Genomic DNA, 18878 nt, shown 5'->3' with positions numbered 1-18878 from the left:
TCTTTCTGGATATTTCATTGTGAACCTAAAAAGATACTTTTCAAATCCTGCAGAATTAGATAAAGTCCAATCCAAAAATTTTACCAATGTTCAAATTGATGCCATTGGCGTAGGGCTCGCCAACGCTGCTGCTCCATTTTTACCGGTATTTCTCACGCGATTGGGGGCTTCTTCATACGAAATTGGGTTGTTGACCTCCATGCCTGCCTTAGCCGGCTTGATCCTGGCAATTCCAATGGGGCAGTTTCTGCAAAATCAAAAAAAGATCATCCCATGGTTCAGCCTTGCCCGTCTGGGTGTCATCATGAGTTATGCCCTGACCGGCGCTCTGGCTTTCCTGCTGCAGGGTCAGCCTTTAATTACCGGCATTTTGGTTGTGTGGGCTCTGGCAACCATCCCTCAAACGCTGTTGAACATCTCCTTTTCGGTGGTCATGAACGCTGTAGCCGGCCCCAATCTGCGCTACGAGTTGATGACCCGTCGCTGGTCAATCTTGGGAGTAACCACCGCAGTGGCCGTCTTCGTGATCGGTCAATTTTTGGATCGAATTGCCTTCCCAACTAATTTTCAGGTCATCTTTATCTTCCTTTCGGTGGGGGGATTGATCAGCTATTACTTCTCTTCTCATATTCAATTGCCCGACTTTCAAAAACCAAGCCAGATCGGGAAAAAACCTTTTCAGCAAACTATTGGTGAATATCTTACCCTTATAAGCCGGGAAAAACCCTTCCAGTCATTTGTTATCAAACGCTTTGTCTTCCTCTCCGGTGCAGCCTTGACCTTACCGCTTTTCCCACTTTACTTTGTTCGCGAGGTTCAGGCCAGCAACAGCTGGATTGCCACCATCAATACGGCTCAAACTGCCATTGTGATTGTGGGCTACTTCTTTTGGACTCAACAATCGCGCCGGCGTGGATCGCGGAATGTCCTGCTCTGGACGACTTTTGGGGCAGCCATCTACCCGATTCTGGTTGCCAGCACTCACAATGTCGTTCTCATCACCCTGTTTGCAGGGATTAACGGAATTTTTCAGGCCGGCTTGAATCTGGTCTTCTTCGATGAGTTGATGAAAACCGTACCAACCGAATACAGCGCAACCTTTGTTTCCATTGCGCAAGGTCTGCAATATGTTTCTTCTATCCTCTCTCCGCTCATCGGCACAGCCATTGCCGACCTTGCCGGGATTGGTGTTGCCCTGATTGTCGGTGGGGCTTTGCAATTAATCGGATTCCTGATGTTCTGGCGTAATCGTCAATTGACCTTCATTCATGCTCAGCCCCCACAAGCCATATAAATTTTTTACTCAGGCTCTAACTTATCCAATCAGCCGGCAAGTGATCCACCCGATTGACAAAGAGAACATAGATTTCTTCCTCCTCAACCTCAATTTGTGTTACACCGGTATTGTTCATGACAAACCATCCGCGGTATGGTGGGTTGATCCCCAGGAGTTCGTTCATAAAATAATTGAAAAAAGCCCCATGGCTGACCAACACCACCACGTGAGGGCTATTTCGATGCCGATTTATCAGCCAGTCCATCAACCGTTTTGCCCTGGCATGGGCTTGGTCGTCTGATTCATAAGCAGCGTTATACCAACCTTGCTCATCCGGTTCTTGCACAAATTGCAGGCGAGGAAATGCCCTTTGGAGATCGCTTGGTTTCTTGCCGGGCAAGCCAACATTCAGCTCGGTTTCAGGATCCTTGAGATACACCCCGCCAACCTCATGCAAATCCCGCAACCCTAAAATCGGCAAACTGTATTCATCCGCAATGGGTTGGGCCGTTTGAAGAGATCGCCACATCAGACTGCTGTAAAGATAGATGTTTTTCGTATCGGGAAATGAACCTCTAGAATTCAATGCCAGATAGCGCCCAAAGTAATCGCACAGTGCCAATGATTGCTTGATCCCTAATTCCGTTAGGGTTGGGTCACTCGAACGGCCATCGCTGCTGCCCGTCTGATCCCACAGCAAATTATTGGTTGATTGAGCATGTCGAATGAACAGAATGCGCATAAAAACCGATTCCTTTTACCATCCTATAAGCAGATGATCAATTGGTATATAATTCACAAAGCCTCAGGAACACCTGCATATTATACCGTTCAACCCTTTTAGGTCTATGGTTCATCAAGGTTACTGGAAGAATCAATCGGTTACAATCAGCATTAAAACCAACTGCCTGACAGTGAGCATTGGCAGCAAAGAGGTATTTAGTTATGACCTGGCTGGGCGGTTGTGGACTGCGCTGGTGAATGAAGTATCTTACCGCCGTGGATTAGATGGCAAAGTGGTGGCCAAGTGGCAGACGCCCGATAAAAACCGCCATCGCCGTTGGCTTTCCCCGGACGAGTCCGTCAATTTGATTCAACGCGGTCATATCCTGCTGAATGACTTGCTTTCAGATCTGCGCAACAATCAGATTAAATTCAACCCGCCCTTGGATGAGAAAGGCTGGCACGATTTGCAAATTGCGGCAGCGTTTGACAATTCATCTGCCGTAGCAGACGCCAAGAAATATCATCAGGTTTACAAACCGGTTGGTATTCTTCCGCCAGATCAATATATTTCCGTCGTTTTGCAGGCAGCAGAAGGCTGCTCATTCAACACCTGTACATTTTGTGATTTCTACCGCGACCGCCCTTTTCGTATCAAACGCGTAGACGAATTCCGCGAGCATATCCGCGCGGTAAAGGCTTTCTTGGGGGAAGGCCTCAGCCTCAGGCGTACAATTTTCCTGGGCGATGCGAACGCTCTGGTCATCCCTATGCCCCGCCTGATCAGCCTTCTCGAAGTGGTTCACGCGGAACTCGATGTTGAACGACTGGGGGGAATCTTCGCCTTTTTGGATGGCTTCAGCGGAGAGCGCAAAACTGCGCAGGACTTTGCCAGCCTTGCCGAAATGGGTTTAAAGCGGGTTTATATCGGTATGGAATCGGGTCACGAACCCTTGCTAAAATTTTTACACAAGCCCGGCACCCCACAGGATGTCCTTCAAGCCGTCCGAAATATCAAAGCCGGCGGAGTAGCCGTTGGCATTATCGTGCTGCTCGGCGCAGGTGGTAAAACTTACGCAGATGCCCATGTTCAGGATACGAGCCAACTTATCAACGCCATGCCATTGGATGCCGAAGACCTGATATACTTTTCCGAGCTGGTCGAAAACGAGAATCTGCCTTATGTCCAAACAGCGTATCAAACATCACTCCAGCCATTGAGCGCCGCTGAACGCATTCAACAAGGCGAAGCCATTGAAGCCAATCTGGTTTTCGGGTCGAAAAGTGGAACTCCCCACATCAGCCGCTATGACATCCGAGAATTTGTCTACTGAATCCCTGTACCGTGGAGAGATTACGGTTATTTTTCACGGGGCTTTGACCGATTTTTTCAAATCCAAAGCCGATCCGCACCTAGTTCGTTTTCAATTGCACGAAAAAACCTCTTTGAAACACATTGTGGAAGCCATTGGTGTCCCTCACCCCGAAATTGGAAAAATCAAAGTCAACCAGCAAGAGGTTGATTTAGCCTATCATCCCATTTGCGGCGATCATATTCATATCCACCCATGGCAAACCGAACAAATAAATTTTGGTGATCGTTTTGCAAAATTCATTTTGGACAATCATTTGGGAAAATTAACCGCCTATTTGCGCCTTTTGGGCATTGATGCCTGCTACAACCACCAATTTGATGATGAACAAATTGCCAGCATCGCGGTCGAGCAGAATCGAGTTGTGCTGACCCGCGACCGCGGATTGTTAAAGAGAAAAATCATCCAGCGGGGTTATTGTGTCCGGCAAGACGATCCTCTCTCCCAACTAACCGAGGTCATTAATCATTTTCAACTCGGGGCATATCTCAAACCTTTCAGCCGCTGCCCGCGTTGCAACGGCTTACTGGAAAAGGTTGACAAACAATCCATCCTCGATCAATTATTGCCATTGACCCGTTTATACTACAACGAATTCAGTCGCTGCACCGATTGCGGTCAAATCTACTGGAAAGGCTCACATTATGACCGCATTAAACCCATCATTCAACGCTTTGCCGCCATCAAAGACGAGGAGAAATGAATTTTACCTTTCCGCTCGGTAAATTACCCCATGAATATTTACAACATCTGATTGACACCCTGCCCACAACCGCAGAAAGGGTTATCTTGGGCCCCGGCATAGGTTTGGACTGCGCCGTCGTGGATTTTGGGGATCGCTCTTTGGTATTCAAAAGCGAACCGATTACTTTTGCAACCCGTCAAATTGGCTGGTATGCTGTTCAAATAGCCGCCAATGATATTGCAACAACCGGCGCAAAACCTCAATGGATGCTGCTCACCATGCTGCTTCCGGAAAACAAGACCACCCCTTCCCTTGTTCACGAAATCACTGCGGATGTGAGCCAGACCTGCCGGGAAATGGGCATCGTTTTGATTGGCGGTCATACGGAAATTACCAGTGGGTTAGACCGGCCAATTTTGGTAACAACCTTGATCGGTGAGACCACGCGTGAAAAATTAATTACCCCCCGCGGAGCCAGACCAGGCGATGCCTTGATTTTGACAAAAGGCATTCCCATCGAAGCTACCGCCCTTTTGGCGAAAGAATTTCCCGATCGGTTGACGACTGCCTTAAACCCAGACGAAATCACCCAGGCCCAAAATTTCTTGATAGACCCCGGCATTTCCGTCAGCCGGGATGCAGAAATTGCAGTCAACGCCGGTGAAGTCCATGCTATGCACGACCCAACCGAAGGCGGTCTGGCAACTGCATTATGGGAACTGGCATACGCCAGTCAGAACACGCTGATCATTGAACCTTCCCAAATATTCATTCCACCCATATCGCGCAAAGTTTGTGACTTTTTTGGATTGGATCCGATGGGTAGCATCGCTTCTGGTGCGTTGATCATTGCAGCCTCCTCCTCTTCAAGTCAGGCGATTGTCAAAGCATTACAAGAAAATGGAATTACCGCCACCATTTTCGGCAAAGTAAATCACGGAGATCCGCTTGTCTATCAAATTACACCTGACGGTCAAAGGTTATTGAATAAATTCAATCGAGATGAAATTGCCCGCCTTTTTGAAACGACTTAACCCAAAGCGGAGTTTGTAAAAATGGGCTTTATCCTTTCGGTCATATTTGGCTTTTTACCTATGCTGGTGTTCGCCTTTTTCGTCTACTGGCTGGACCGCTTTGAAAAGGAACCCCGTCACCTGTTAGGTGGTGCCTTCGTATGGGGTGCAGTGATTGCTGCTGGTTTTGCTTTCTTGATCAATACGCTGCTGGGAGCAGGCATATTTTTCCTCACCGGTTCGGAACTTATTGCTCAGCAAACCACCGGTTCAGTCATCGCCCCGCTGATTGAAGAAATTTTAAAGGGTATGGCAGTTCTAATCGTCTTCTATTTTTACCGCAAAGAGTTCGATTCTGTGCTGGACGGAATTGTCTACGCCGGAATCACCGCCCTGGGCTTTGCGGCTACCGAAAACACCTACTATATTTACAACTTTGGGTATTTGGAAAGTGGCTATCCGGGCTTATTCACTTTGGTTTTCATTCGGGTGGTTTTGGTTGGCTGGCAGCACCCATTCTATACAGCATTCTTCGGAATTGGTCTGGCACTGGCTCGCTTAACCCCCAATTGGCCGAAAAGATTTTTATACCCAATCTCAGGTCTGATCGTTTCCATCTTACTGCACAGTATCCACAATACCATACCCGCCTTAATCCCAGGCGTGGCTGGGATTGTGGTAGGAACTATATTTGACTGGACCGGTTGGATTGGGCTGAGTATTTTCATTATCTATGTCATTCACCGAGAGAAAAAGTTAATTCAGTTCGAGTTAAAAGAAGAGGTGCATTTGGGAATCATTACTATGGAACAGTACCTCGAATCCTTTTCCAATATTGCCCGGATTAAAGCCCTCCTCAAATATCTGGGGAAACCAACTTTCCGCACAATATCCCATTTTTATCAACTTTGTGCTGAACTTGCCCATAAAAAACATCAATTTCGGCGGATGGGTGACGAAGGCGGGAATCAGAAAATCATCACTCAACTGCGTAATGAATTAGCTCAATTAAGCCCCCTGATCAATTAATTTTAAAAATCTTGTCCTCATCCGAAAGCGTGGTAAAATCTAGGCACATTCAAATAGTCTTTTTTGCGCCCGTAGTGAAGTGGATATCACATTACCCTCCGGAGGTAAGAGCCCGAGTTCGAGTCTCGGCGGGCGCACTAATTTTTAATCTATCCTTTGTTAACATTCTACTAATACTTGTCTGGTATAAATGATTTCGGTAACCTGGACAAAGAAGAAAATAATAATGTCAACATGGAGGATTAGAACATGGACCTGATGTTTGGAGGATACGGTTTATACATCCTCTTTTCCCTGCCAGCTCTTATTTTGGGTTTTTGGGCTCAAATCAGGGTACAAAGTGCATTTAATAAATATTCGAGGGTTCGAACCTATGCCGGTTTGAGCGGTGCCCAAATTGCGCGCCGAATGCTCGATTCGGTTGGCCTGTCAAATGTGCGGGTTGAGCAATCCCACGGTTTCTTAAGCGACCACTACGACCCGCGCGCCAAAGTACTGCGTCTCAGCCCGCAGGTTTATCAAAGCAACAGCGTCGCTGCTGCAGGTGTAGCTGCCCACGAAGCTGGACATGCCATTCAGGATGCCAGCGGTTATGCCATGCTTCAACTCCGAACCGCACTGGTACCCGGGGTTCAACTTGGGAGCTGGCTCGGGCCGATTATCTTTATTATCGGTTTCTTCCTCTCACCGACAATTGGCACTTCAATTGCCTGGTTGGGTATTGGATTGTTTGCCCTGGCAGCAGTATTTGCACTGGTAACCTTGCCCGTAGAATTTGACGCATCCCGGCGCGCCAAAGCCTGGTTATCCACTTCTGGCGCAATTTACAACGAGGAGATCCGCGGGGTTAATAGCGTACTGGATGCAGCTGCTTTGACCTACGTGGCGGCTGCCGTTCAGGCAATTTCCACCATCCTTTATTATGTATTTCTCCTGACAGGGCGTAATCGGGACTAAATCAATCCCTCGGTTCAACCTTCATTAGCACATGGCAAAAAGCCATGTGCTAATTTTTTCTGTGAAAATACGCACAAAAAATGGATAGTTAATGTAAAATTAAACCATTACAAATGGAATCTAATCTTGATCAACAGCGAGGTCAAATGATCACCAGAACCGTTCCCGATATTGTCGTTGGGAGGCTACCCCGCTATCTTCAAGCCCTAGAGCACATGTACCGCGAAGGGATTAAGACCACCTCTTCGCAGGAACTGGGTGAAGCCATTGGTATCTCTGCTGCGCAAATTCGCAAAGACCTCTCTCAATTTGGCGAATTTGGCAAACAAGGCACAGGTTACTCGGTTGCCTTTCTGGTTGAACAACTGCAATCCATCTTAAAATTAACCAGAATTTGGGACCTTGCCCTGGTTGGGATGGGTGATTTGGGCAACGCACTTGCCCGTTATCAAGGCTTCGCTGAACACGGTTTCCGTATTACAGCGGCTTTTGATAATGATCCTGAAAAAATCGGTAAGGAAGTTGCCGGTCTGATCATTCAAGACAGTCGGGAAATGAAAAGAATAATCCCTTCATTGGGAATTAAGATAGCCATGTTGACCGTTCCGGCATCCGTTGCTCAAATGGTAGCAGAAGAATTGGTGGATGCCGGCATTCGCGCCATCCTTAACTACGCCCCCATCAGTCTCAATTTACCGGACGATATTCATGTGGAGAACATTGACCCGATCATCAAGCTTCAGCACATGACTTACTACTTGGATTAATGGGCTACCCGCCACCTAAAAATTAATCAAACTCCGCCGCAGCGTATCCCGCATGGCCAGGGCACGGCAGGCTCCCTCGGCTGTGCAGGTAAGGGGGTTATCCACCAGATAGGCTGGAATACCCAGCGACTTGGTCAGGAATTTATCCATTCCACGCAGTAAAGCACCTCCTCCGCAAAGCGCCACGCCGCGGTCAATTATATCGGAGATCAATTCGGGAGGAGTCTTTTCCAAAACCCGTTTGACCAGCGCAACGATCTCATCCAGCGGTTCCTGAAGAGCATCCACAATATCATCGGTCGTCAAACTGACAGGTCTTGGTAAACCGCTCACTTGATCCTGTCCCTGCACTTCCATTGTCAGTTGTTGTTCTAAAGGAATGGCAGCGCCAATCCGAATTTTGAGCAGCTCGGCGGTTGTCTGTCCAATGATCACCCCAAACTTCTTTCGGACGTAATTGATAATGGCTTCATCCATATACAAACCGCCGGTGCGCGAGGTTTCCGCGGTGACAATATCATTCATTGCCAGGATGGCCACCTGATTTGTCCCACCCCCCAGCGAAATGATCATGTTGCCGGAAGGTGTATTGATCGGCAGGTCAATTCCCAATGCCGCAGCCAGCGGCTGCTTTATCAAGAATACTTCTCGGCTGCCTGAACCCAACCCCGCCTCATGCACAGCTCGGGTTTCCACACTGGTAATCCCATACGGAACCGTGATAATGATTCTGGGGCGAAAAATTAACATCGGCCCGCAAATTTTCTTAACAAGATACTGCAATAAATTCTCGGTAATTTCAAATTCGGCAATGACACCATGCCGTAAAGGCCGCACCACCTCAATGCTCTCCGAAACACGGCCCATCATATCTCTGGCGGCCTGCCCCCATTCGACCATCTTTTGTTCATCAACCACAATCGCAACCACGGTTGGCTCTTGCAATAAAATCTGGTTGCCTTCCGCAATTACGGTATTGAGCGTGCCCAAATCAATGCCCAATTCCCTTGAAAATGCAGGCATATCGCTCTATTTCCTTCCATTCACAAAGATGAGATGCCCACCTATGGCACCTTGATTTGATTATACCCCATATGTCTTAACCGCCGCCTATTCGGGGCTGCCCGCTGCGATACCTTTGTGCAGCGCTGATCCGCAAGGTACTGCGCCGCAATGCTGCCTGTGCCGCCAGATATTCGTCCGTGTCCACATCGCCAATCTTGCTGAGCAATTCCTCTGCCCGGCGGCGGGCTTCCTCGGCACGCGCCAGATTGATTTCCATGACATTTTCAGCCGCATCGGCTAAAATGACCACTTCTTCCGGGAGCACCTCCGCCACACCGCCGGCAACCGTGAAGTATTGCTCTTCGCCTTTTTTGCGAACCGTGATAATCCCGTACTTCAAGGTGGTCAGTAAAGGTGCGTGATTGGGTAAAATCCCCATCACCCCTTCTTCACCCGGCAGCACAACAATATCCACATCGTCCTGAAAGACGATTCGGTCTTGAGAGATGATTTCACAATGAATCGGCATGGGATTACTCACTTATGCCAGTTCTTTGGCTCTTTCGCGGGCTTCGTCAATTGTGCCAACCATGTAGAAAGCCTGCTCCGGCAAATCATCACAATTGCCGTCAAGAATTTCCCGGAAGCCGCGCACGGTTTCTTTGAGCGGAACATAGCGGCCAGGACGGCCGGTGAATTTTTCAGCCACAAACATCGGCTGGGAGAAAAACCGCTCAATTTTCCGGGCACGCGAAACAATCAATTTATCATCCTCACTCAATTCATCAATGCCCAAAATTGCGATGATGTCTTGCAAATCTTTATAGCGTTGCAGTACCCGTTGAACCTCTCGGGCAGTGGAATAATGTTCCTGCCCGACAACATTCGGATCCAAAATCCGCGAAGTGGAAGCCAGCGGATCCACCGCCGGGAAGATGCCCTTTTCCACAATCGAACGTTCCAGCGCAATGGTGGCATCCAGGTGAGTAAAAGTCGCCACCGGCGCCGGGTCGGAGTAGTCATCAGCGGGCACATAAACTGCCTGCATCGAGGTAATCGAACCATTGCGGGTTGAAGTAATTCGCTCCTGCAATTCGCCCATTTCGGTAGCCAGCGTGGGCTGGTAACCCACGGCAGATGGCATTCTCCCCAACAGCGCCGATACTTCCGAACCGGACATGGTGAAACGGAAGATATTGTCAATGAATAACAATACATCCCGTCCTTGATCGCGGAAGTATTCCGCCATTGAAAGTGCCGTCAAGGCTACTCGCAGGCGCACACCAGCCGGTTCGTTCATTTGCCCAAAAACCATAACCGTGTCTTTCATCACGCCCGATTCGAGCATCTCGCGGTAAAGTTGAGTGCCTTCACGGGTGCGTTCACCTACTCCCGCAAACACGGAATTACCCTGATGAACCGTTGCAATCGAGCGAATCAGCTCCATAATGATCACTGTTTTACCGGTACCAGCCCCACCAAAAATGCCTGTTTTACCACCTTTGGTAAAGGGTGCAATCAAATCAATGACCTTCAGGCCGGTCTCGAAAACCTCAACCCGTGTGGATTGTTCAGCAAAAGTTGGTGCAGGACGATGAATGGGGTAATAGACATCCGAAACAACCGGTCCAAGATTGTCAACCGGCCTGCCCAGCACATTGAAAATACGCCCCAGCGTGGCCTCGCCCACCGGCACTTTGATCGGTGCATAGGTCCGGCGTGCCGGTAAATTACGCACCAATCCATCCGTGGAGTCCATTGCAATGCAACGTACCCAGTTATCGGGAAGTTGTTTCTCAACCTCCAGAACAAGCGGCGCTTTGCCGTCCCGATCAACTTCAACGGCTTCATACAATTCGGGCAGATCATCCGCCGGAAATTCAACGTCCACCACTCCCCCCAGAATTTGAACCACACGACCGGTTGCTTTTTCCATATCTTAAAAAATTCCTCCGTCAATTTCTCAGAAATTGCCCTATTCTCTTTCTGCCATTGCCTGAGCAAGCGCTTCCGCGCCTCCGGTAATATCCAGAATATCGTTTGTAATTGAAGCCTGTCGGGCCTTGTTGTACTCAATTTGCAATGCGCCGACCAGCTCTTTGGCGCTATCGGTTGCATTGCGCATGGCAACCATGCGAGCAGCATGTTCACTGGCCTGCGCGGATAAAATGGCTTGATAAATCTGCAAAGCGGTGAAGCGCGGGATTATTTCATCCAGCAGTTCTTCTGCTCCGGGCTCGTAAGAAAACACCCGGGTTGAAATAGACGCTGAACGAATTTGCTGGATGGTCGGATTCTCTTCCGGTTTTAGTGGTAATAAGCGGCGGATGACGGGTTCCTGTTTCAACATGCTGATGAATTCGGTGTAAGCAATGAAAACTTCATCCACATTGCCTTTCAGGTATTCATCCACCACCAGTTTACCAATTGGAGCGCAAACATTGAAGGACGGATTGACCGGTAATCCACTGAACTCAGCAATCACCGGCCTGCGCCGTCGGATCAGCATATCCCGGCCTTTCCTCCCCACCGTAACAAATACAGCCGGCACATCATGTTCCCGCATTGCAATCAGCGTATGCCGGACGATATTGACATTATAAGCTCCCGCTAACCCACGGTCTGAGGTAACCAGCACCACTAAATCTTTTTTGGCTTCCTCCCTGTCCGCCAGCAAAGGATGCAGGCTCTTTCGTCCCGGTTGACGGGAAAGATGTACCAGCACTTCCCAGGCTTTTTTGGCATAAGGGCGGGTTTGTTCGTTAGCTTGAATCGCCCTTCTCACCTTGCTGGCGCTGACGGTTTCCAACGCCTTCGTCACCTGAGCCAGATTTTTGATGCTGCGAATTCGCAGCCGCATTTCACGAATAGATGGCATGCTGATCCCTCATTCGCCGGGGTTATTACACCCAACCCGCATTAAAACCCTGAATAGCCTCCCGTAAACGGGTTTCTGTTTCGGGTGTGATCATTTTCTTGTCCTGAATATCTCTTCCGATATCCGGATGAGACGACTCCATGTAACGCAGAAAGGCACTTTCCCAGGCCTTAACCCGGTCAACTGGCACATGATCAACAAATCCGTTGACCCCCGCAAAGAGTGACATCACCTGATTTTCCAATGACATCGGCTCATATTGAGGCTGTTTTAGAATTTCTTGTAGGCGTAAACCGCGGTTTAATTGAGCCTGCGTGGCTTTGTCCAGATCTGACCCAAATTGTGCGAATGCAGCCAGATCACGGAAGGCAGCCATGTCCAAGCGAAGCCGACCGGCAACCTGTTTCATGGCTTTGGTTTGAGCGTCCCCTCCCACACGGGAGACCGAAATACCCACATTGATGGCCGGTCGAATGCCCGCGTTAAACAGGTTTGACTCGAGATAAATCTGCCCATCCGTAATAGAGATGACATTGGTGGGAATATACGCCGAAACATCCCCCAACAGCGTTTCAATGATGGGCAAGGCCGTCAAAGAGCCACCCGTTCCTTCAACCGGCAGTATTTTGTACTGATCGGCATCTGAAAGGGTTTTCAAGGCTTGTTCTGCCTCGTGTTTAGCCAGCGGGCCGCGGTACTCTTTTCCATCCACACCATCAGTGGCTTTGGCTTTTGCCCCTTCATAAGTTTTCGGCACAATCACGTAGTGGGTCGCCAGTCGGGCTGCTCGTTCCAGAAGGCGGGAATGCAGGTAAAACACATCCCCGGGATAGGCTTCGCGTCCTGGCGGACGCCGTAACAACAGGGAAATCTGACGGTATGCCCAGGCGTGTTTGGAAAGGTCATCGTAAATCACCAGCGCATCTCGGCCGGTTTCCATAAACTCTTCACCAATCGCACAGCCTGCATACGGAGCAATATACTGCATGGCTGCCGGTTCGTCTGCCGACGCCATGACCACAATTGTATGTCCCATCGCCCCAAAGCGTTCCAGCAAGGCAATCGTTCGCGCAATAGCAGCCTTTTTCTGCCCAATAGCCACGTAAATGCAAATCAGGTTTTTGCCTTTCTGATTGATAATCGTATCAATCGCTATGGCAGTTTTGCCAGTCTGACGGTCACCAATGATTAACTCGCGCTGCCCCCTTCCAATCGGAATCATGGCGTCAATGGCTTTGATACCCGTTTGTACCGGTGTATCCACATCCTGTCGTTCCACCACACCGGGCGCAATTCTTTCCAGGGGCCGGTAACGGTTAAAAACAATCGGCCCTTTCCCATCAATCGGCTCCCCCAGTGCATTAACTACCCGTCCTATCAGACCATCTCCAACTGGCACCGAGGCAATCCGCCCGGTGGAGCGGACCTGCATTCCTTCTGAAACCGTCAGGTAATCTCCCAGGATAGTAACGCCAACCCGATCTTTTTCGAGATTGAAGGCGATCCCCATCACCCCATTCTCAAACTCCACCAGTTCCTGAGATTGCACACCGGCCAGTCCTTCTACCTGAGCAATACCATCACCGGCTTCAATCACCGTGCCAACATTCCGGATTTCCAGATGCGGCTGATAAGATTCGATTTTTTCTTGAAGGTCACTGGTTAATTGTCTGATCAGGTCGGTCATTGAGCCTCCGAAAAGAAGTAAGATTTGACGGCATTCCTGACAAATAATGAAATAATTCGTCTAATTAACGGGTTAAATCATACTAGAAAGAAAGACCTTTGTCCAGTTACAAGCGTGGACAAAATTCAGCGGGTTTCATTTAGAGAAATACTGGAGGGCTAGCCGCAACCTTTCCTCAACATCTGGCGAGGCATCCCGCGGCAGGGATTGAATTGCGCTTTGGGCTTCCACAACACTGTAACCCAGGCCAGTCAGTGCTTCCAAAACCTGCAAGTCCACATCCATAAGGCCAATAGCCCGCTCTAAAGGTCCCCCTTCGCCCACTTTACCCTGTAAATGCAGCAAAATTTTTTGAGCTGTTCGTTTTCCAACGCCGGGCACCCGCGCAAACAATTCGGCTTGTTCGCTGAAAACAGCCTGACGAATATTATCCACTGATAGAGTGGAGAGAATAGAAAGCGCCATTCGCGGGCCAACTCCGTTCACCCCTAAAAGCAAGATGAAAAAATCTCGTTCGGTTTCGGATTCAAATCCGTATATCGACCAGCCATCTTCACGCACCACCAGATGAGTATGCAGAAAAACCACATCACCCGCACGGGACTGCCGGGCGGTAGTGGTCGGCACAAACACCTTCACACCCACACTTCCCAGCTGAATGACCAAACTGTCTCGCTCGGTTCGAACAACTTCGCCTTGTAGGTATACGATCATGGATTTTCAACACCTTCCCGTTTGTACGGATTTTCCCGCCTCTGGTTGAAGATTTCATAAACGCACAGCGCCGTGGCAATAGCCAGATTGAGCGAATCGCTTTTACCTCGCATGGGAATTGCTACGCTCTCATCACAAATCGCAAAATGTTTTTCTTGCAATCCTTGCCGCTCACTGCCCATCAGCAATACCAGCCGTTGGGGATATTCGAAAAAATGGTAATCTTGATTGGCTCTATCCGAAGTACCGATGACGGGGATCGAATGGTTCCTTTTCCAAAAAGCAAATTGTTGAAAAGTGGCTCTAATCAGGGCTTGATTGAACACTGCCCCCATACTGGCTCGAATACTTGCCGGATCATAAGGATCGGTGCATTGATCTAAAAGAATAACACCTTTGACCCCGGCTGCGTCATTGGTACGCAGGATCGTTCCCAGATTGCCCGGATCGGCAATTGAATCCAATGCTACCCAGATTTCATCCTCACGCGGTACAGTTTTATCCAAATCAACCCATTGCTGATGAATAACTGCCGCAATTCCTTGAGGCCCATCTTTTGAGGAAATTGAAACAAACACTTCTTCACTGACCGACAGAATATTTCCACCATTTGCTTGGAATTTCTCAACCAGTTGCAGACCGAACAGGCTGTTTAATAACGATGGACAATAAATCAGATATTCGATAGACCAGTTTGAAGCCAGGGCTTCGCCAACAATCCGCAATCCCTCCACAAAAAACAATCCACTCCGCTGGCGCTCTTTTCGTTCCCGCAATTTTCGGATTTGTTTGATGGTCGGATTGGAAGGACTGGTGATCATTTTTCCAGATTTTTAAAACGGATGCTGTGCAAATGACAGATTGCAATCGCCAATGCGTCTGCCGCATCATCCGGTGAGGGAATCTTTTCCATGTTCAGGATTGCTTTGACCATGTACTGAACCTGCTTTTTATCCGCTGAGCCATAACCCGCAACCGCCTGTTTGACTTCCAGGGGGGTGTATTCACTCACCTCAATCCGATTCTCCGCAAGGGTCAGTAAGGCTACTCCTCTTGCCTGGCCAACGGCGATGGCAGTCGTCACGTTTTTTTGAAAAAACAGTTTCTCCACCGCCGAGCTTTCCGGGCGGTGGAGTTGAATGATTTTTTGCAGTTCCTGGTGCAGTACCAATAAACGTTGAGCCAGTGCCATGTCCGGCGGTGTGGTAATGATGCCGTAGTCCACCAACTCAATACCATCTCTGGTATCCCGAACTACACCGTAGCCGGTAGTAGCCACCCCCGGATCAATACCCACTACAATCACGAGGCTTATTCCTCTGCCAAAGTTGCCAGCGCCTCCTCAGAGATGCGCAGATTATGATACACATTCTGCACATCATCCAGATCTTCCAGACTTTCGATTGCCCGCAAGACCTGTAAGGTTTCCTCTGTTCCAAGCTCCATTTCAGAGGTTGGGATCATTCGTAAACCGGCATCTTCGGGTTGAAACCCAGCCTGACGCAGTGCATCGGACAGGGTCTTGAAGGATTCAACCGGCCCGATAATTTCAATCGTGCCATCATCGTAATTGACGTCCTCCGCACCCGCCACCACGGCCACATCAAATAATCTTTCCATGACCGATTCATCGCCGGGGACGGCAAAATAGGCTGCCCGTTTAAATTGCCAGGCCACCGATCCCGCCTCACCCAGGCTGCCGCCGGCTCGGGTAAGTACATGACGCACTTCAGCCACCGTACGATTGCGGTTCTCAGTCACGCATTCGATCATCAAAGCAACCCCATGAGGTGCATAGCCCTCATAGAATACTTCCTCAAATGCAGCTCCATCTTTGGATTCTCCCGTACCGCGCTTGATGGCACGTTCGATGTTCTCTTTAGGCATATTTTGGCTGCGTGCCTTTTCAACCGCCAGCCGAAGGCGAAAATTGGTTGCCGGGTCTCCTCCACCTTCCCGTGCCGCAAGGACAATTTCACGCGTCAGGCGGGTAAATAATTGCCCGCGCTTGGCGTCCATAGCCCCTTTCTTGCGTTTAATGGTTGCCCACTTGGAATGACCAGACATATGATGTTCTCCTTAAACCTGAGCAAGTGCCAGACAGTCAAAATTTTCTAAATTATACCATGCCGTTTGTCGGTAAATTGTTTTTTCCCGAAAAGAGACTCAAACACCCCTGAACTTACAGGCTGTTTACAACCCCCAAAACGATATTGATTAATCACCGCAATACTACTAAATTATAACCAAACACAAACACAAACAAAATCAACCAGTTCCTAAACCATTAAGTCATGACGAAATTTCGACAAATTTTTTGGATGATTCCACTCCTGTTCAACACCGTTTTCTTGCCGTCACAAAAAACCATTCCCATCACGGGCATTCCAGTTTATCTGGACGGCAAACCGCCTTTTATTGTCCAACTTACTCAAGACCCGCTGGAAGCGTTCATCACTCAGGTAGCCAAAACCCCAATGAGCGCCTATCCGGTCGGGCTATATCATCCCGTGCTATTGCAGGCAGAAATCATTCAGCAGCCCAAAAACAACCCCGCGTTTGTCAGCACGGATGCTAAAAAAATAACCCAATTCAACATGGCAAGTCAGTATGGGGTTACCGCTTTGCTGGCTCATAATCACCTTATCGGAGAGACGTTCTTTAAAGTTAAGGAAGGCGATGTTCTCACGATTGTTTACGGTGATAAAACCTATCAGGAATATCGTGTCGAGGAAATCCGCCGCTATCAAGCGCTAACACCCAACAGTCCTTACTCAAAATTCATCAATCTGGCTGACCCCGACAAAAAGGTCATCACCGCAACTGATTTGTTTTATGAGATTTACACCCAAAAAGGGACGCTTGTCCTGCAAACCTGCATTGAAAAAGACGGTGAGCTTTCCTGGGGACGGCTTTTTATCATCGCTACCCCGGTTGAACCGGAAAACGTATATTCGCTCCACTAATTATCAGAATTTTCTGAAATAGAAAAAGGATCACCCACCGGTTGAGCCACCACAATCAGTCGGTGGGTATTTGACCATGCCGGCCAGCAAGTCACCAGGGTTATCCGCTCATCTTCAGAAGGCAATATCCATCGGGCATTTTCCAGTCGTGTCTGCACATCCACATTACGTTCCGGCAGAATCATCACATTGACCACCTGATACCGAAAAGCAACCGTTCCGCCTGCCAATATGATCTCATCGCCAGGTTGGACTTTGTGTAAATTTTCAAATACCTTACCCTCCACATTATGATGTCCAACCAGAACCGTATTTCCGACCTGGCCCAAAACTGCTGAGCCGGTGTACCATCCCACGGCAAACTTGTCTGGGGCCTGCCACTGCTCATAAATTTCCCCACCGATCCTGGTTTGTTTTGATCGGGTTGGAACAACCGGCGCATCCAATTGAATAGATGGAATGATCAAACGAGTCGGAATTACTGCCGGTCGGGTAGCCTCTGGGGTTGGGCTGACTTCCGCACCAGGAGTGCTCGATTGGTTTTCATTTCCGTCAATGTGATTCAGGGTGGGTGTTATAACGGCGAGGGTAGGAAGCGGAGGCAGAGATGGTAATCCACCTTTAGGATACTCCGTTTCAAAATTCAAAGGCACTGACAAAGGTATGAAACCGGTATCTCCCTGATTGTTCTCCCAATCCTCAAAACTGGTAAACTTAATCCCCACCAGTTCGGCCATAGACAACGCCGAACCGGCAACGCCGACCAAAACCAATATCACCCCGATGATAATCAACGATTTTGCCTTGAGATTGATCACGCGATTGACGCTCTGCTATTCTGATTTTTGTTGAAAGGCATCGGTTAAAAACTCGCACTCTCCTCACCCGTATTGAGTTTATAACCCAATCGGTCAATGTTGATAATGCGTTCGGCAAATGTTGGATCAACTTCCTCGAACTTCTGCCGGAGAAGATAGACCAGATACTTAATCCGCTGGCGCGCTTGCGGAAAATCCCTTCCCCAAACCCCTTGAGCAATTTTCTGGTAATGGACAATTTCCGGGGCATGTTTGGCAAGCATCAGCAGCACACCAAACTCTTTGCCAGTCAGCTGAATTCGGGTATTCCGCAGGCGAACTTCTCGGGTTTGGGTATCTATAGCCAGTCCAATTTGCGGAAATACAAAGCGATTGCCTTCCCGATTGGATTTGGACCGGCGCAAAACCGCATTGACCCGCGCCACTACCTCGGCTTTATAGAATGGCTTTGTCATGTAGTCATCCACCCCTTTTTGCAGGCAGGTGACCACATTATCTTTGTTCGTCAACGCCGTCACCACAATAATTGGGATATTGGAGACTTCTCGCAGACGCTCGACAGTTTCCCATCCATCCATTTCCGGCATCATTAAGTCCAGCACAATCAAATCAGGAAAACTGAGGTTGACTTTATTCAACGCCTCTTTCCCGTTTGAAGCACTGAGAACATCGAAACCGGCATGCCGCAGAATTTGTTTTAGCAAAAATGCGGTATCCTGATCGTCCTCAACGACCAGGATGCGTGGGCGCTCACTGGCATAGAATTCATCCAGATCCGCCCCAACTTCTTCAACTGGTGTTTCCATTTTTTTCCTCCTTGGCTGATATTGAAACACAAAAACCGGCACCAGGCCGGTTTCGCTATTGGCTCCCTGAATACCTGCCCCGTTTGAATAGCGGGCAAAGCGACCAGTTTCAGCATTCAGATCAACGCCGCCTCTCAGAAAGAGTATGGTGACTTTTAAATGAGACTTAATTACTCAGAAA

20 protein-coding genes and 1 tRNA gene are annotated in these 18878 nt (G+C 48.8%); 9 read left to right on the top strand and 12 right to left on the bottom strand.

Annotated features, from left to right (window positions below; all coding sequences use genetic code 11):
- The first annotated feature begins 19 nt into the window (after nt 1-19).
- Entirely contained in the window at nt 20-1294 is a 1275-nt protein-coding gene (locus AC812_RS10910; protein ID WP_061916118.1) for an MFS transporter, read from the top strand.
- A gap of 16 nt (nt 1295-1310) precedes the next feature.
- On the opposite strand, the gene AC812_RS10905 is transcribed toward AC812_RS10910, so the two are convergent.
- A complete protein-coding gene (locus AC812_RS10905) occupies nt 1311-2018 on the bottom strand; it encodes a histidine phosphatase family protein (RefSeq protein ID WP_061916116.1) in 708 nt (235 codons plus the stop codon).
- A gap of 106 nt (nt 2019-2124) precedes the next feature.
- On the opposite strand from AC812_RS10905, the gene AC812_RS10900 reads away from it, so the two are divergent.
- From AC812_RS10900 to AC812_RS10870, 7 genes are all read left to right on the top strand, one after another.
- On the top strand, nt 2125-3333 hold the full coding sequence (locus AC812_RS10900) for a radical SAM protein (RefSeq protein WP_061916113.1): 1209 nt from the start codon (nt 2125-2127) through the stop codon (nt 3331-3333).
- A complete protein-coding gene (locus tag AC812_RS10895; RefSeq protein ID WP_169787296.1) occupies nt 3323-4075 on the top strand; it encodes a Mut7-C RNAse domain-containing protein in 753 nt (250 codons plus the stop codon). Before AC812_RS10900 ends, AC812_RS10895 begins: the two co-directional genes overlap by 11 nt.
- The gene (locus tag AC812_RS10890) at nt 4072-5091 is read left to right on the top strand and encodes an AIR synthase family protein (protein WP_061916108.1); all 1020 of its coding nucleotides are present in this window, start codon (nt 4072-4074) and stop codon (nt 5089-5091) included. The genes AC812_RS10895 and AC812_RS10890 overlap by 4 nt, the downstream gene beginning before the upstream one ends.
- Nucleotides 5092-5112: 21 nt before the next feature.
- Nucleotides 5113-6099, top strand: coding sequence for a PrsW family intramembrane metalloprotease (locus AC812_RS10885; protein ID WP_061916106.1), 987 nt, complete (start codon nt 5113-5115; stop codon nt 6097-6099).
- Nucleotides 6100-6164: 65 nt separating this feature from the next.
- A tRNA-Arg gene (locus AC812_RS10880) sits at nt 6165-6236 on the top strand.
- 121 nt (nt 6237-6357) lie between these two features.
- Nucleotides 6358-7056: a zinc metallopeptidase gene (locus AC812_RS10875; protein WP_061916257.1), complete on the top strand. Its 699-nt coding sequence runs from the start codon at nt 6358-6360 to the stop codon at nt 7054-7056.
- Between the two features lie 113 nt (nt 7057-7169).
- On the top strand, nt 7170-7823 hold the full coding sequence (locus tag AC812_RS10870; RefSeq protein ID WP_082149055.1) for a redox-sensing transcriptional repressor Rex: 654 nt from the start codon (nt 7170-7172) through the stop codon (nt 7821-7823).
- A 15-nt stretch (nt 7824-7838) separates the two neighbouring features.
- On the opposite strand, the gene mreB is transcribed toward AC812_RS10870, so the two are convergent.
- From mreB to AC812_RS10825, 9 genes are all read right to left on the bottom strand, one after another.
- Nucleotides 7839-8846, bottom strand: coding sequence for a rod shape-determining protein (gene mreB, locus AC812_RS10865; protein WP_061916103.1), 1008 nt, complete (start codon nt 8844-8846; stop codon nt 7839-7841).
- A gap of 76 nt (nt 8847-8922) precedes the next feature.
- A complete protein-coding gene (gene atpC / locus AC812_RS10860) occupies nt 8923-9357 on the bottom strand; it encodes an ATP synthase F1 subunit epsilon (protein WP_061916101.1) in 435 nt (144 codons plus the stop codon).
- A 12-nt stretch (nt 9358-9369) separates the two neighbouring features.
- Nucleotides 9370-10764: a F0F1 ATP synthase subunit beta gene (gene atpD / locus AC812_RS10855; RefSeq protein ID WP_061916098.1), complete on the bottom strand. Its 1395-nt coding sequence runs from the start codon at nt 10762-10764 to the stop codon at nt 9370-9372.
- 39 nt (nt 10765-10803) lie between these two features.
- The gene (gene atpG, locus AC812_RS10850; RefSeq protein WP_061916096.1) at nt 10804-11706 is read right to left on the bottom strand and encodes an ATP synthase F1 subunit gamma; all 903 of its coding nucleotides are present in this window, start codon (nt 11704-11706) and stop codon (nt 10804-10806) included.
- 25 nt (nt 11707-11731) lie between these two features.
- A complete protein-coding gene (atpA, locus tag AC812_RS10845) occupies nt 11732-13393 on the bottom strand; it encodes a F0F1 ATP synthase subunit alpha (protein ID WP_061916093.1) in 1662 nt (553 codons plus the stop codon).
- A 135-nt stretch (nt 13394-13528) separates the two neighbouring features.
- Nucleotides 13529-14107 (bottom strand): Holliday junction branch migration protein RuvA, encoded by a 579-nt coding sequence (gene ruvA / locus AC812_RS10840; protein ID WP_061916091.1) that lies wholly within the window; start codon nt 14105-14107, stop codon nt 13529-13531.
- Nucleotides 14104-14928, bottom strand: a complete 825-nt coding sequence (locus tag AC812_RS10835) for a TrmH family RNA methyltransferase (RefSeq protein WP_061916088.1) — start codon at nt 14926-14928, stop codon at nt 14104-14106. The genes ruvA and AC812_RS10835 overlap by 4 nt, the downstream gene beginning before the upstream one ends.
- Nucleotides 14925-15413 (bottom strand): crossover junction endodeoxyribonuclease RuvC, encoded by a 489-nt coding sequence (gene ruvC / locus AC812_RS10830; RefSeq protein ID WP_061916085.1) that lies wholly within the window; start codon nt 15411-15413, stop codon nt 14925-14927. The genes AC812_RS10835 and ruvC overlap by 4 nt, the downstream gene beginning before the upstream one ends.
- 5 nt (nt 15414-15418) lie before the next feature.
- On the bottom strand, nt 15419-16174 hold the full coding sequence (locus tag AC812_RS10825) for a YebC/PmpR family DNA-binding transcriptional regulator (RefSeq protein ID WP_061916083.1): 756 nt from the start codon (nt 16172-16174) through the stop codon (nt 15419-15421).
- A gap of 227 nt (nt 16175-16401) precedes the next feature.
- Here AC812_RS10825 and AC812_RS10820 point away from each other — a divergent pair, with 227 nt between their 5' ends.
- Nucleotides 16402-17073 (top strand): sortase, YLP family, encoded by a 672-nt coding sequence (locus tag AC812_RS10820; protein ID WP_114676098.1) that lies wholly within the window; start codon nt 16402-16404, stop codon nt 17071-17073.
- Here AC812_RS10820 and AC812_RS10815 read toward each other — a convergent pair.
- Complete coding sequence (locus AC812_RS10815; protein ID WP_061916076.1) at nt 17070-17891, bottom strand: sortase; 822 nt, start codon at nt 17889-17891, stop codon at nt 17070-17072. The genes AC812_RS10820 and AC812_RS10815 overlap by 4 nt on opposite strands.
- 44 nt (nt 17892-17935) lie before the next feature.
- Nucleotides 17936-18697 (bottom strand): response regulator transcription factor, encoded by a 762-nt coding sequence (locus AC812_RS10810; RefSeq protein WP_061916074.1) that lies wholly within the window; start codon nt 18695-18697, stop codon nt 17936-17938.
- Nucleotides 18698-18878 lie beyond the last annotated feature (181 nt).

The sequence above is a fragment of the Bellilinea caldifistulae genome (assembly GCF_001306055.1).
Classification (GTDB): Bacteria; Chloroflexota; Anaerolineae; order Anaerolineales; family Anaerolineaceae; genus Bellilinea; species Bellilinea caldifistulae.
Note: the sequence above shows the minus strand (reverse complement) of the source record. Positions and strands in the feature narration are given on the sequence as shown.

What these genes read in the sequence shown, in the direction of transcription:
- AC812_RS10905 (WP_061916116.1), bottom strand. Translation starts at nt 2,018, where the DNA reads ATGCGCATTCTGTTCATTCGACATGCTCAATCAACCAATAATTTGCTG.
- AC812_RS10900 (WP_061916113.1), top strand. Translation starts at nt 2,125, where the DNA reads ATGGTTCATCAAGGTTACTGGAAGAATCAATCGGTTACAATCAGCATT.
- AC812_RS10890 (WP_061916108.1), top strand. Translation starts at nt 4,072, where the DNA reads ATGAATTTTACCTTTCCGCTCGGTAAATTACCCCATGAATATTTACAA.
- AC812_RS10885 (WP_061916106.1), top strand. Translation starts at nt 5,113, where the DNA reads ATGGGCTTTATCCTTTCGGTCATATTTGGCTTTTTACCTATGCTGGTG.
- AC812_RS10875 (WP_061916257.1), top strand. Translation starts at nt 6,358, where the DNA reads ATGTTTGGAGGATACGGTTTATACATCCTCTTTTCCCTGCCAGCTCTT.
- AC812_RS10870 (WP_082149055.1), top strand. Translation starts at nt 7,170, where the DNA reads ATGGAATCTAATCTTGATCAACAGCGAGGTCAAATGATCACCAGAACC.
- mreB (WP_061916103.1), bottom strand. Translation starts at nt 8,846, where the DNA reads ATGCCTGCATTTTCAAGGGAATTGGGCATTGATTTGGGCACGCTCAAT.
- atpC (WP_061916101.1), bottom strand. Translation starts at nt 9,357, where the DNA reads ATGCCGATTCATTGTGAAATCATCTCTCAAGACCGAATCGTCTTTCAG.
- atpD (WP_061916098.1), bottom strand. Translation starts at nt 10,764, where the DNA reads ATGGAAAAAGCAACCGGTCGTGTGGTTCAAATTCTGGGGGGAGTGGTG.
- atpG (WP_061916096.1), bottom strand. Translation starts at nt 11,706, where the DNA reads ATGCCATCTATTCGTGAAATGCGGCTGCGAATTCGCAGCATCAAAAAT.
- atpA (WP_061916093.1), bottom strand. Translation starts at nt 13,393, where the DNA reads ATGACCGACCTGATCAGACAATTAACCAGTGACCTTCAAGAAAAAATC.
- ruvA (WP_061916091.1), bottom strand. Translation starts at nt 14,107, where the DNA reads ATGATCGTATACCTACAAGGCGAAGTTGTTCGAACCGAGCGAGACAGT.
- AC812_RS10835 (WP_061916088.1), bottom strand. Translation starts at nt 14,928, where the DNA reads ATGATCACCAGTCCTTCCAATCCGACCATCAAACAAATCCGAAAATTG.
- AC812_RS10825 (WP_061916083.1), bottom strand. Translation starts at nt 16,174, where the DNA reads ATGTCTGGTCATTCCAAGTGGGCAACCATTAAACGCAAGAAAGGGGCT.
- AC812_RS10820 (WP_114676098.1), top strand. Translation starts at nt 16,402, where the DNA reads ATGACGAAATTTCGACAAATTTTTTGGATGATTCCACTCCTGTTCAAC.
- AC812_RS10810 (WP_061916074.1), bottom strand. Translation starts at nt 18,697, where the DNA reads ATGGAAACACCAGTTGAAGAAGTTGGGGCGGATCTGGATGAATTCTAT.